This window comes from Chitinophaga sp. (assembly GCF_035538455.1).
GTDB lineage: Bacteria > Bacteroidota > Bacteroidia > Chitinophagales > Chitinophagaceae > Chitinophaga.
The window spans coordinates 1-13,641 of record NZ_DATLKJ010000008.1 but is presented as its reverse complement, the minus strand read 5'-3'; the positions used below and the strand labels follow the sequence as shown (position 1 = coordinate 13,641).

The 13,641-nt window shown below is 45.7% G+C and carries 9 protein-coding genes; 6 read left to right on the top strand and 3 right to left on the bottom strand.

From position 1 onward, the window contains the following. Positions 1-149: 149 nt before the first annotated feature. Positions 150-2,969 (bottom strand): S8 family peptidase, encoded by a 2,820-nt coding sequence (locus tag VM802_RS00855; RefSeq protein ID WP_325526970.1) that lies wholly within the window; start codon positions 2,967-2,969, stop codon positions 150-152. Between the two features lie 533 nt (positions 2,970-3,502). Here VM802_RS00855 and VM802_RS00850 point away from each other — a divergent pair. From VM802_RS00850 to VM802_RS00835, 4 genes are all read left to right on the top strand, one after another. Then, positions 3,503-4,324, top strand: coding sequence for a M57 family metalloprotease (locus tag VM802_RS00850; protein ID WP_325526968.1), 822 nt, complete (start codon positions 3,503-3,505; stop codon positions 4,322-4,324). 131 nt (positions 4,325-4,455) lie between these two features. Continuing rightward, on the top strand, positions 4,456-6,618 hold the full coding sequence (locus tag VM802_RS00845; protein ID WP_325526966.1) for a S46 family peptidase: 2,163 nt from the start codon (positions 4,456-4,458) through the stop codon (positions 6,616-6,618). Between the two features lie 144 nt (positions 6,619-6,762). Then, complete coding sequence (locus tag VM802_RS00840; protein ID WP_325526964.1) at positions 6,763-7,947, top strand: pyridoxal phosphate-dependent aminotransferase; 1,185 nt, start codon at positions 6,763-6,765, stop codon at positions 7,945-7,947. Between the two features lie 202 nt (positions 7,948-8,149). After that, positions 8,150-8,674 (top strand): DUF7935 family protein, encoded by a 525-nt coding sequence (locus VM802_RS00835; RefSeq protein WP_325526962.1) that lies wholly within the window; start codon positions 8,150-8,152, stop codon positions 8,672-8,674. Here VM802_RS00835 and VM802_RS00830 read toward each other — a convergent pair whose 3' ends face one another. After that, on the bottom strand, positions 8,675-9,583 hold the full coding sequence (locus VM802_RS00830) for a M23 family metallopeptidase (protein WP_325526960.1): 909 nt from the start codon (positions 9,581-9,583) through the stop codon (positions 8,675-8,677). Between the two features lie 97 nt (positions 9,584-9,680). Between VM802_RS00830 and VM802_RS00825 the strand changes: the two genes are divergently transcribed. After that, entirely contained in the window at positions 9,681-11,228 is a 1,548-nt protein-coding gene (locus tag VM802_RS00825; protein ID WP_325526958.1) for an acyl-CoA mutase large subunit family protein, read from the top strand. Positions 11,229-11,264: 36 nt separating this feature from the next. After that, positions 11,265-12,158, top strand: a complete 894-nt coding sequence (locus VM802_RS00820) for a class I SAM-dependent methyltransferase (protein ID WP_325526956.1) — start codon at positions 11,265-11,267, stop codon at positions 12,156-12,158. Between the two features lie 375 nt (positions 12,159-12,533). Here VM802_RS00820 and VM802_RS00815 read toward each other — a convergent pair. Beyond that, positions 12,534-13,641, bottom strand: a 1,108-nt coding sequence (locus tag VM802_RS00815) for a hypothetical protein (protein WP_325526954.1), incomplete at its 5' end; no start/stop codon positions are given.

The following is a 13,641-nucleotide window of genomic DNA, read 5'->3' as shown; positions in this document are numbered from 1 at the left end:
GAAATGTCTGTGAAGTATGTGAACCTTTATTTATTATACTGTGTAGTTCTTCTACTTCTGCCTTGGTTAATTTGATTGTATAACGTATCATTTGTTTATCCATTGATCAAATATACAAATAAATACGCCATTTTATAATTAACATAACACTAGTTCACTTTAATAAACTTCGCTGAGAAGATCTTCTTGTTGCCGGAGAAAATACTGCAGTAATAAACACCATTGGCCAGCAGCTGCACGGGAATGGTCTCCTGCACATCAGTGATAGTACGCTGCATCACCCTGCGCCCGCTCATATCCGTGATCAGTAATTGTTTCTCTCCCGGCTCTTTGGCCAACACATACAACTGATCCCTTACCGGATTGGGGAACATCAGTATATCACTTTCAATCAATATATTCACCATTACCTCATCCGAATAGAAGATTCTGCCATCGAGGGTTTCGAGGCGCACGCGGTAGTGTATAATACCTTCAAATGGCTGGGCATCTGTGAGATAATAGGTTAGCGAATTATTTACAGGCTGACTGCCAAGCTGGGTCCAGTTCTGCCCGGAACGTCTTTCCCAGTATATGTTTTTAAGATTGTACCCGGTAGCCACGGAGAGTGTCAGTTGTACTTTATTATCTGTAGTTCTGTCTGCAAGGAGGTTTTGAACATAGCAGCTCACGCCTTGCGTGGTGTAATTGAGTGTATTGCTACGGGCGCCTTCCCAGCCTGCCTGTGCTATCGGACTGATTGCGACGTAAAGAGAGTTGATTGCTTTCTTCGGAATGAATATAAATGTATCACGGGGCTGGCTATACGAAGTAAGGATGTTATTCTGTATACTGTAGACCTGATAAGCTTTTGCGCCGGCCAGTCCCTGCCAGAACAGCATTACGGTATCTGTGCAGTTGAACCCGACCTGCAGATTAACACGTGGGGAAATGTAGAACGCGGGGCTGGTAAAGGATGTGTCTTTCAGTGTCAGCTTTACCCATGCCTTGCTGAACAGATCCGGTACATTCCATTCTGAGATTTGCAGTTGTGCGGGTACTTGTTGAGCAATAGGTTGCCAGTTAATACTATCAGTGCTGTAAGAGATGTCGCCGTTGCCGCTATAGGAAGTTTCCCATTGCAGGGGCACTGGATTGCCGGCCAGCAGAATGCTTCCTGGTAGCGGATTTTGCCATTGGAATGATTGCTGGGATAGAAGGGACCAGGCGATATAAAACGTCTGGCTGGGTGTAACGAGCCGTTTGCTGCTGATGGTAATGTGCAGGTTACCGGCGGGAGGGAGGTCTATTGTTACCTGTTCTGTATTGTTCAGGCTGTCGGTGCCACGGCGTGCAGGTTTCCGCAGGCTATCGGCGGATGGGTAGGTGCTTAGCACCCAGGGCAGCCATACTTTGCCATCAGCGGTGGTAACGGTAATATCGAGATCATTGAGGAGCGCTTTCGCTGCATTTTCAACTGCAGGAGGATCGTTCCAGCAGAGCGTTACCTTGGCCTGCCGGATACCTGCGGGAACGGTTATATCATACGAGGAGGAAGCGTTACTGTTAAGTGTGCCCTGGCGGAAGCGGTTTTCCTGTATGGTTTTCATGGCATTGAGTGCATGCATGTTGCCGAATCCGTAGCCATATCCGGGTGTGATACCTTCAGGAAGTATTGTACTGTTGATCAGTAAACTTTTAATGAGCGCAGCAGAAGGAGCTTTTGAAAACCGCTGCCGGTAAGCATCTTGCAATAACGCGCTGACGCCGGTGGTGAGTGCGCTGGCATCAGATGTACCGCTTTGTCCAAAAGCGGTAAAATCCGGTTTGATGCGCCCATCGTACGCTGGTCCTTTGCAGCTGCTCTGTATACCGGTGGTTAGAAAGCCCGCAGCATCAGTACCACCGACAACAATAATATTCTTGGCATGTTTGGTATTCATAGACAGGTTGGCGAAACCGGCAATCCCTTTGTAGAGACCCGCATCAGAGGCAGCCATGCCACTATTGCCTGATGAGAAAACATGAACGATGGTGTCAGCAATATATACCTGCTGGTCATATGCAGCTGCTCCCGCACTGTAGTTATTGTCAATGTCAATACCATAGGAATGGTTCTGTGCAGTGATATTATAACGCTGAAAATAAACGCTTGTATCAGGGAAGTAGGCAGACAGACCGTTGAAGTTGATAGAGCTGAGCCTGGCGCCTGGTACAACACCGAGCGAACTACTACCGCTGTTGCCAGCACCGGCAATAAGCGTAGCCATTTGTGTAGCATGCCCGGTAACATTTGTACTGTTGCCGGGTGTAGGCAGGTAAGCCCCTTTGAGATCTATGTCAGTTGTGTCAAAGAAATCTTCTTTAAGGGAAACGGTTATACTTTTTCCGGTAATAAAAGGATATTGTTGTTGTACAATATTAATGCGGTTGATATATGGATTGTAGGCGTTGATGATAACCTCTGTGGATGGCTTGCGCAGTGCGTCTGCCGTAGTAATGGTTTTATCTGCGATCAAGCGGGGCCAATCCAGTTTTCTAAGGCGTATCAACGCAGTATGATATTCACCGAGGTTTTGAATGGTGCGGATATAAGACAGTGACGCATACTCTTTTGTATAGGAAATCTGCGCGGTGATACTGTCCTTGCTGCCGAGTTTTTCGAGTTGACGAAGTAGCATCGTGGAGGCTTTCCAGTTAGCATTGGCATGATAGCAGTACACAATTTTTTTTGTGATGGCGCTGTCCTCAGGTAATCGTTGCAGTATGTAATGCTGACTGGTAAGCACTTTCAGTAAGCCGTACTTACTAAGTGAACTGGTGTTGGGGACATTGCTGAATTTCACCAGCAATGTGGTATGAGGTTGTCCGGGTTGCAGGGTATCTGCCGCATACCTAAATACAATAGTATCTTTGGTAACGGCGGACGCGTTGCGGAAATGCAACAACAAACAAAGGGCTATGAAGAGTTTGAACAGATGTTGTTTCATGCGGATTAATCGGCGTTGATAAGTAAGGGTTTAGCTTTTGGCTCACTGGGGATCACTACAATCCCCGATATATTAAAACTACTGATATTAATTTTTCGATGCAATTTTTATCTGTTAAAACAGAAAATATTTTTTTTAAATTAAACGAAAGTTGTAATATTGGGAACACAACATAAACAAATTGTGTAGAGCAACGAAATCTAAAGCAAAACAACAATCTGTAAGAGCGAAAAACCTCTGAGTATATCTTAGCAAATCTGAATCCACCGGGCGATACCGGTACTGTCAAATCATCACCAATCATTGAAAATTGCATGCGACTATTTTGTTGACATCAAATTTATATGTCTACAAAAATGAGCACTGGTTAACACTTTTAATCTTACCAGCAATGCGTGCCAATAGCTGCTGTTTCTGTAATCACTGAATTGCGGATCCTGGCTGTCACCTTAGTGTTTATAGTATTGCCGTTGCGCGGTCAGCGGGCGATATAGGGAGTTCTTTTTTCTTTATTAAAACCAAAATCCGAATTCATGAAAAAACAAGCATTTAGTGTAATGGCCTGCCTGGTTGCAGGTTTGATGATCACCTCCTGCCAAAAGAATGATCAGAAACAGGATGCACAACCCGATCCGGTTTCTGCAGATGTATTAGCCCAGATCAAAGCCCAGGGCTTCAGCACAGACAACGTTCGCAAAGATGAAGATGGCTACCTCGTAGAAGGTGATATCCTGCTCACCGCTGAACAGTTACAAACAAAAGTTAGTACTCCTACTCTTCGTGTTGCCAACACAGAACAGTACCGTACCAATAACCTCGTATCCGCATTGCCCCGCGTAATTACCATTAAAGTGGTGAACCTGGGTACTGCATTCGTGGCGGGTACTGATACTGCCATTGCACGCTACAACAGACTGGGACTGCGTATGACTTTCAAACGCATTACCAGCGGCACCCCTAACATCACTATCAAAGGATTCAACCAGGGTCCAAGCGGTGGATATATCACACTTGGTTCTTCCGGTTTCCCTTCCGGCGGCAATCCTTATGGCACTATAAAAATGAACACCAACCAATATGCATATGGTTCAAACCCCAACGTATTGTACGTGGGTTCTGTTATCCAGCATGAAGTTGGCCACTGTATCGGTATGCGCCATACAGACTACATGAACCGTGCTTACAGCTGCGGAGGTTCTGCAGTAAATGAAGGCGACGGTGGTGTTGGCGCTGTACAGATCCCCGGTACTCCTTCTGGTCCGGATGCTAACTCCTGGATGCTGGCCTGCTCTAACGGTGGTAACCGTACATTCAATAGCAATGATGTAATTGCATTGAATTACCTCTATAAATAATTGTTCCTCCCACAGGAGTATTGACTTTTCACATTAAGAAGCATAAGTGGTGCAAAGAACTTTGCCCTACTTATGCTTCTTTGCGTGAAATCTGTTGTAAATTGCCAGCCTTAATAAATGATATTTCAGATATGTTGCAACGAATCGTGAGACCAATGCTCTTGCTCGCATTTACCGTGCTGGCATTGCGCACCTACGCTACGGAAGGGATGTGGCTCCCTCAATTGCTTTCCGGGCTTAATGAGAAAGAGATGAAAGGAATGGGAATGAAAATTACTGCTGCAGACATTTACAGCATTAATAAAGGCAGTCTCAAAGACGCCATTGTCAGCTTTGGTGGATTCTGTACTGCTGAGGTCATTTCCACAAAAGGACTCCTGCTAACCAACCATCACTGCGGTTATGATGCAATACAGAAACATTCATCACTGCAAAATAATTTCCTCGAAAACGGTTTCTGGGCGAGAACTGCAGCCGAAGAACTCCCTAATCCCGGCTTAACTGCCACCTTCATAGTAAGGATTGATGACGTTACCAAAACCGCCCTGCAAGATGTGAAGCCTGGCATGACAGAACGCGAGCGTCAGTCTGTTATTGACAAACGCCTGAATGAACTGCGCAACGCTACCCGCCGCGAAAGTTGGCAGGATGTAATAATTAAGCCCTTCTATGAAGGCAATCAATATTTCCTTTTCGTTACTGAGACATACAAAGACGTACGCCTCGTAGGCGCTCCGCCTTCCTCCATCGGCAAATTCGGCTCCGATACTGATAACTGGGTATGGCCCCGTCATACCGGTGATTTTTCCATCTTCCGCATCTATGCTGGCAAAGATGGCCGCCCTGCACCATATTCACAAGACAACGTTCCGTTCACCCCGCGCCACTCGCTCACTATTTCCATGAAGGGGGTTAAACCCGGCGACTTTACTATGGTAATGGGATTCCCGGGTCGTACCAGTGAATACCTACCTTCTGAAGCGGTAAAACAGGCTGTTCAGGTTGTGGACGCTGCTAAGGTAGAAATGCGCGATGCCGCCCTGAAAATAATGGACTCCTACATGCGCAGAGATGAACAGATTAAGATCCAGTACGCCGCCAAATATGCACAGACTGCCAACTACTGGAAAAAATGGATGGGAGAGATGCAGGGTATCAAACAAACCAATGGCATCTACAAAAAGAAACAATACGAAGCAGATTATCGCAAGATGCTGGAGGAAAATCCAGCATTGAAGCCCCGCTACAACGGCGTACTGGACTCGCTTAATGCTATGTACCGCCAGTTGCAGCCATATGCACAGACCCGTGACTATTACAATGAACTGGTGAAAAATGTGGAATTGCTCTCTGCCAGCGACCGCCTTATCAATTTCATCAGTGATGTACATGAGCAAGGTGAAGGTCAGTATGAATCCAAGCGCCAGCAATTTCTCGAATCCATGCAGTCCTTTTACCAGAACTATAATGCCCGTGTGGATCACGATATCTGCGTGAGTCTCCTTGACATCTATGCTAAAGGTGTACCTGCACAATTCGCTGGCAATGAATACCTGCAGGTATGGCAGGAGAACAACAAGGATGGCCGCAATCTTGCAGACAGGATGTATGCCGTATCCGGCCTCACATCCATGGAGAAACTGAAGGCTTTTGTACAACAGCCGTATAATACCGTGGTGGCACAGATCTGGAAAGATCCCGCCACACGTCTTGCCATGGCGCTTCGTAAGGGTTTTGTTGACAACGTTAGCCGTCCGCTCAACGATATACAGAACAGCATCAACAACCTGCAGCGTACCTACATGCAGGCGCAGATGGATGTAATGGGCAGTAAAAAGCGCTTCTACCCGGATGCCAACAGCACCCTTCGTGTAACGTATGGCAAAGTGGATGGATACAGTCCGCGTGATGCCATTCATTATGACTATTATACTTACCTCGATGGGGTAATAGAAAAATATATTCCCGGCGATTATGAATTTGATGTGCCGGCGCGTCTGATCGAGCTTTATAAGAATAAAGACTATGGCCGCTATGGCGTGAATGGCCGTATGCCGGTGTGCTTTATTGCATCCAACCACACTACCGGTGGTAATTCCGGCAGCCCTGCACTCAATGCTAACGGACACCTGGTAGGTCTCAATTTTGACCGTACCTGGGAAGGCACGATGAGCGATATCAACTATGATCCGGGTATCTGCCGCAATATCATGGTGGATATCAGGTATGTGCTGTTTATTGTGGACAAATTTGCAGGATGTACCAGGTTGATTGATGAGATGAAGCTGATGTGATAATTAAAGATATGTTTAAAGGAACGGGCGTCCCAGATTCTGAGACGCCCGTTTTTGTGCCAGCAGCTGCTATATTGCAGTACCGTACGACGTGTGTTTACTTTTTTTTATGTAGGTTTGTTGCTGTCAACTCAATACTCAGATATGAATCAACTAGCAGAAAGGCTATCACGGATCTCCGAGCCGCAAACAATTAAAATGGCCAAACTTGGCCGGGAACTTAAAGCACAGGGAATTGATATTGTAGATCTGAGTATCGGGGAGCCGGATTTTGATACGCCGGTACATATTCGCGAAGCTGCCAAGCAAGCCATAGATGAGGGGTATACCCACTATACACCTGTAGCAGGCTATGCGGATGTAAGACAGGCAGTAGTATACAAACTGAAAAGGGATAACGGCCTAGCGTACACGCCTGAACAGATTGTTGTATCTACAGGGGCCAAACAGAGCCTGGCCAATGTGGTATTGAGCATCATCAACCCCGGTGATGAAGTGATCATCCCTACTCCTTACTGGGTAACATACTCAGAACAGGTGAAACTCTGTCAGGGTAAAGTGGTATTTGTTCCCTGCAGCATTGAAAATAACTATAAGATCACTCCCGAACAGCTGGAAGCCGCGATCACGCCCAAAACCAGGCTGTTTATGTTCTCTTCCCCCTGTAACCCTACCGGTTCGGTATATTCCAAAGCCGAGCTGGAAGCGCTTGCAGCAGTATTTGCCAGGCATCTGCAGATCTTCATCATCTCTGATGAAATCTATGAATACATCAACTATGTTGGCAAACATGAAAGCATCGCGCAATTCGGTGACCTGATTAACCGTACGGTGATCATCAACGGTTTGAGCAAAGGCTTTGCCATGACGGGCTGGAGACTGGGCTATGTGGCTGCTCCGCTGGAACTGGCCAAAGCATGTGATAAAATACAAAGTCAGTTTACTTCCGCCACTTGCTCTATCACGCAGCGGGCTGCTATTACAGCGCTCACCGGTGACCTCGCTCCGGCGCAGGAAATGGTAACGGAGTTCAAACGCAGGCGCCAGTATATCCATGAAGCATTGAAGAGCATTCCGGGCCTGAAAGTAAACGATCCGGAAGGTGCGTTCTATATGTTCCCTGACGTAAGTGCGTTTTTCAATAAAACCCTCCACGGAACTCACATTGGTAATGCTGATGATCTCTGTATGTACCTGTTGCACAAAGCGCACGTATCTGTTGTTACCGGCGTGGCTTTCGGACAGCCTAACTGCATACGTCTCTCTTATGCCACCAATATGGCTACACTTGAGAAAGGTGTGGAAAGACTGCGGGAATACCTGAAATAGTAAATCCAATGTGATTTTTTGATTTTCCTGATGTTTGATTTATATCTGAAGATGATAAAATCGTTGGAGACAGTGATTTTTCGCACCTTTATATTAGTCAGACATCAGGGAAATCGTACGACTCGAAGGATGCAGCGGTAAAATTCATATTATGTATTTATATATTTGTATATCTTTGTCAGCTCAAAAATCTTTCCGATAAATGAACTCTCAGCAGTTACTGTACCTGTGCCTTGCGATTGGCGCTATTGTAGTGGTGTTTATTACAATCCGAGACCTGTTTAAGAAAAAGTCGGCTGATGCTGCACCGGAAGGTGAAAAGCAGGCAACTGTGAATCCAACGGTATTGCCATTGCAGCTGCAAGCTTACGAAAGGCTGGCATTATACGTAGACCGCATTACTCCTCAGAGTCTTATCGGGCGGGTATATCAGCCAGGAATGAGCGCTGTGGATATGCAGATTTCCATGGTACATAGTATTAAATCGGAGTATGAGCATAACATTACCCAGCAGATCTATGTAAGCGCTATGACCTGGGACGCCGTAAAAACGCTGAAGGAGCAGACTATCGCTGTCATTAATCAGATTGCATCACAACTGCCTCCTGAGACGCCGGCGCTGGAATTGAACAGACAAATACTGGAAGTATTTGCACAGGCCGGGGAATCGCCTGCAGAGCTTACCGCTCAGATCATCAATGGTGAAGCCAAAAAGGTTATGAGATAATCAGGGGATATTCATTTCCTCGTTCAACAGATAGCCTTTACCTTTAAACAGCATATACAGCGGCTTAGCCTGATACCAGGGAACTCCGGGCGTTTTGGCATGCGTCTGTATATGCAGGTGCGGCTCTGTACTGAATCCTGAATTACCTACCAGTCCAAGTGGATCACCGGTTTTTACATATTGACCTTCCTTTACAAACACGCCGTTCATTTTGAGGTGCGCAGCGAAGAAATAACAATCTTTTCCTTCCAGCAATACCTGATTGGTATTTTTAGGACCACGTTCCATGGCCGGTGGTATATTGTCGGGGTTGGTGCTGTAGGCGCGTAATACAAGCCCGTCGCAGGGAGCATACACCGTATCATTGAATATCTCATAATCTTCCAGCCGTTTTGAAAAAATACGGTTAGCGCGGCCCCCCCATTTGTTGAGCTTTACAATATCCATTGCATACACAGCACCACGTAAGCTGAAGTGAAACACATTGGTAGGAAGTCCTTTCCCTCCCTGCAATACAAAATACTTTCCTGACTTCAGCGGATAATCTAATGTGATGGTGGCCAGGTTGCCGGTAGTACCTGTGAAGTAAAGCACGTTGCAGATAATAAGAACAACTGATAATATCAGGTTGGATACCTGCTTCCATTTTGCCGGAGATGCCTTTCCTCCCTGCTTTTCGCGGATAAGTCCTGCTGCTGCAGATAATATAAGCAAGCCGCCGTAAGTGTATTTTGCATAGATAGACAAATACACCCAGGTACCAAACAAAAACAAGAACAAGCCTAATGAGAGTCCCAGCAATATGCTGGAATAGCTCTTGCTCAGTGGCTTCCGGCTTGATTTCCACAGGAGTGACAAACTATATGCGGACAAAGCCAGTGTGATAAATAACAGGGTATAAATGATCATTATGCTTAGCCAAACTTTAACACAAATTATCAATAATTTTCACAGCGGCGAAGTACCGTAATAATTATGTAACATTGCAGCGTTAGTTTCGTACATCATGGAGAAGATTATCCAAACAGATTCAGGTATTACCATAGCGCCATTGTATTCGCAGCCTGTGCCAATGGAAGAGCAGCCGGGGGCTTACCCGTTCACGCGAGGCATACATGCTTCCATGTATCGTGATAAATTATGGACCATGCGCCAGTATGCGGGCTTCAGTACTGCAGAGGCGTCCAACCAACGGTACCATTACCTGCTGAGCCAGGGCGTAATGGGGCTTAGTGTTGCATTTGACCTGCCCACACAGATAGGCTATGATTCGGATCATGCAATGTCTGAAGGGGAAGTAGGAAAAGTTGGCGTAGCGATCGATTCGCTTGATGATATGGAGGTCCTGTTTAAAGGTATCTCGCTGGAACAGATTTCTACCTCCATGACTATCAATGCCACAGGGTTTATACTGCTGGCGCTTTACATTGCCCTTGCCAAAAAGCAGGGTGCTGACCTGAAGAAAATTTCAGGTACCATTCAGAACGATATACTGAAAGAATACGCTGCCCGTGGAACCTTTATCTATCCGCCAAAGCCTTCCATGCGTATCATTACTGATATATTTGACTATTGCAGTAAGGAAGTTCCCAAATGGAACACCATATCCATTTCTGGTTATCATATCCGGGAAGCGGGGGCCAACGCGGTGCAGGAGCTGGCCTTTACGTTGTCTAACGGTAAAGCCTATCTGAAAGCGGCACTTGAAAAAGGATTGGACATCAACGTATTTGCGAAGCGTCTTTCTTTTTTCTTCAATTCCCATAACCATCTTTTTGAAGAAGTGGCCAAATTCCGCGCTGCACGGCGCATGTGGGCGCATATCACCAAAGAGCTGGGCGCCACTGATCCCAAGGCCCAGATGTTGCGCTTCCATACACAGACAGGTGGCAGCACGCTCACTGCACAACAGCCTCATAACAATATTGTACGTGTGGCCATCCAGACGCTGGCAGCTACTTTAGGCGGTACGCAATCATTACATACCAATGGTTTTGATGAAGCCCTGTCACTGCCCACAGAAGAAGCGGCCCGTATTGCTTTGCGCACGCAGCAGATCGTAGGCTATGAAAGCGGTATAGCCGATACTGTAGACCCGCTGGCGGGTTCCTTCTACGTAGAGTCGCTGACCGACGAAGTAGAACAGAAGGCCTGGGAGCTAATACATAAAATTGATGCGATGGGTGGTGCGGTAAGCGCTATCGAACAGGGATTTGTACAGGATGAAATCGCGCGTAGTGCCTATCTGTATCAACAGGCCGTAGAGAACAATGAAAAAATAATTGTTGGCGTAAATAAATTCACTGTTGAAGAAACTGATGCGCCAGAGGTATTCCGTATAGACGACAGTATCCGGCAGGTGCAGACCGAACGCCTGCAGGCACTCAGAGCGCGCCGCGACAATGCAGCTGCAGGGGCTTGTCTGCAGCGCATCCAGGAAGCAGCCCGCGGTACGGAGAATGTGATGCCACTGGTCGTATCCGCAGTAGAAAACTATTGCACACTTGGAGAGATCGCTGATACACTGCGTGAAGTGTGGGGCGAGTATAAATAACAGGAATTAATTTATTTTTGGGACTTTCAACGTAAAATGAACTCGATCTACTATAATAGTTGTCCGCTTTGCGGATCATCCTTAATTCATGAAGCGCTTACCGCCAAAGACTATACGGTTTCCGGAGAGACTTTCGGAATCTGGCATTGCGGCGGTTGCAGCGGACGCTTTACACAGAACATACCTGCAAATGATAAGATTGGCCGTTATTATCAGTCGCAGGAATATATTTCCCATTCAGAAACAAAGCAGGGCCTGATAAATCGTTTATACCACAGCGTTAGGAAGATCACTCTCCGTTCCAAACAAAACTGGGTACGTGCTTCTTCTGGTATTAAACAGGGCAGTCTGCTGGACATAGGCTGTGGCACCGGCGCCTTCCTGCATTATATGCAAACAGGTGGCTGGAACGTTACCGGTCTCGAACCGGATGAAAATGCACGCAAAAATGCCAAAAGCATCTATAATATAGAACCATTGCCGATTGATCAGCTCTTTTCGCTACCGGCAGCTTCGTTTGACGCCATTACCATGTGGCATGTGCTGGAGCACGTACATGAACTACATCACTACCTGGAACGCATACGGGTACTGCTGAAGCCAGGGGGAGCATTGCTCATAGCTGTTCCCAATTACACTTCTTCTGACGCAGACCACTATGGCCAGCACTGGGCCGCTTATGATGTTCCACGGCATCTCTATCATTTCTCACCTGCTTCCATGGAAAAATTATTATTGTCTCACCAGATCAGGGTCGAAAAAAAGCACCCTATGGTATTCGATGGATTTTATGTGAGCCTGCTCAGCGAGAAGTATAAAACCGGTAAAAGCCGTCTTGTAGCAGGCTTTTTCAATGGGTTGAGATCTTACAGGAAAGGCTTGAAGAATGTGGAGAAATGCAGCTCGATTGTGTATGAATGTAAGTTATAATGTGTTTTAGCTTTTAGGATGCCCCTCTTGTGGTAGCTATTAATGGCAAATGTCTATTTTAATATGTGCGCCTTTAATAGGGCTTTGCCCCCTCTTTGTTTCTCCTGTGATCGTCAGAAGATGACCGGGGAATGCTCAGGCCTTAGTACGCTTTTACTCCCAAGCACGGCATTTTAGATGGATGCATGTATCTAATTTTCCAGGTGGGAGGTTTGCTTATACATACAGGGTTGATAATGCATAGCTACCCCTGATTATACGATACTAAAGGGATGACTACACTTTCATCCCTTTAGCATATAACTGTTCCTGGTTTTGTTTATCCATGTAACCTGTCCGTAACAAAAGCTACTCAGGAAGCAGTTTCACGGGTATTTAGAAACTAATATCAAAGGGTGCTCCACCGACCCAACAGTTAAAGCTGGATGGGGTTTGAAGAAGATCCTTCCAGCCAGCTCCTGCTATTTTCAAATAAAAATCGGGACCGGACTGATCACCCAGATCCTGATCATTGAAAATAAATTTGTGGCCGTCCGGGTGATTCCGTAAATCCGAACAAAGCATGGCGTGTGCCGGGCTTGATATAATAGAGTATGGGTCTGGATGATAAACGAAATTACTCGAAATGCCCAATATTTGGGTTCCCCAGGTTTCTGGATTGTAATATGTTTGATAATACCTGTCTGTTATACCGATATTGGAAAAATTAAGGTCTGTAGCAGAAAAAAAGCCATCAGCATCCCTGAACTTAAAACCAAATCCACCGTCCAATTTTACTTCTCTAGCGGGAAACCACTGCCAAAAAATGAATTGCTTTGCCTGTGCCCTATATTGTAATTCTGCCCAGCAATAAACAATTCCGGCTTTTCTCACATTTATTACCCTCACTTGATAGTACAATCTTTTAGTGGTGGTTGTACTAACATTTTGTTGGCTTATACCAATAGTTGTCTGTCCTTCAGCCGGGTTGGTTCCTGTTACACGCAGCCATGGCCACACCCGGGCAGTTTGATTCTTTATACCGTTCGCATTATCTCTATCGGGATTAAGCAATTGCACTTTATATGCATCTTTATCAATATTGTTTCTTTCTGTAATTGCAGTTCGTAAAGTCTGGAGATCTCCGTTCTTTAACTTGATGGTTTTGTCTTTATTGAGTTTGTAAATTTCGTTGTCAATCTTAACAAGGCCGTTCTCATTAATCAAGAGTGCTGTTTCCCAGTCAGGCGCATTAAAGTAATATTCATCTGTAGCTTTCCAGTACAATACATGATCATATCTGGGCTTGAGGATAAAAAATCCGGATGTATCTTTTTTACTCTCCATACTACGAATCTTATCATTATATTCTACAAACCGTGTGGCTAATGAGGTATATCCATTGCTTTTCTCAAAGTCTTTCTGCTCTTTCGGCGAGCGCTGTATCATATCCTTTACTGCTTTTTTAAATGAGGTCTCATTATCAAAAGACAGATAGTTTCCC

Bases quoted from the DNA above. Each gene is read 5' to 3' on its own strand.
- VM802_RS00855 (WP_325526970.1), bottom strand. From the start codon at position 2,969: ATGAAACAACATCTGTTCAAACTCTTCATAGCCCTTTGTTTGTTGTTG.
- VM802_RS00850 (WP_325526968.1), top strand. From the start codon at position 3,503: ATGAAAAAACAAGCATTTAGTGTAATGGCCTGCCTGGTTGCAGGTTTG.
- VM802_RS00845 (WP_325526966.1), top strand. From the start codon at position 4,456: ATGTTGCAACGAATCGTGAGACCAATGCTCTTGCTCGCATTTACCGTG.
- VM802_RS00840 (WP_325526964.1), top strand. From the start codon at position 6,763: ATGAATCAACTAGCAGAAAGGCTATCACGGATCTCCGAGCCGCAAACA.
- VM802_RS00835 (WP_325526962.1), top strand. From the start codon at position 8,150: ATGAACTCTCAGCAGTTACTGTACCTGTGCCTTGCGATTGGCGCTATT.
- VM802_RS00830 (WP_325526960.1), bottom strand. From the start codon at position 9,583: ATGATCATTTATACCCTGTTATTTATCACACTGGCTTTGTCCGCATAT.
- VM802_RS00825 (WP_325526958.1), top strand. From the start codon at position 9,681: ATGGAGAAGATTATCCAAACAGATTCAGGTATTACCATAGCGCCATTG.
- VM802_RS00820 (WP_325526956.1), top strand. From the start codon at position 11,265: ATGAACTCGATCTACTATAATAGTTGTCCGCTTTGCGGATCATCCTTA.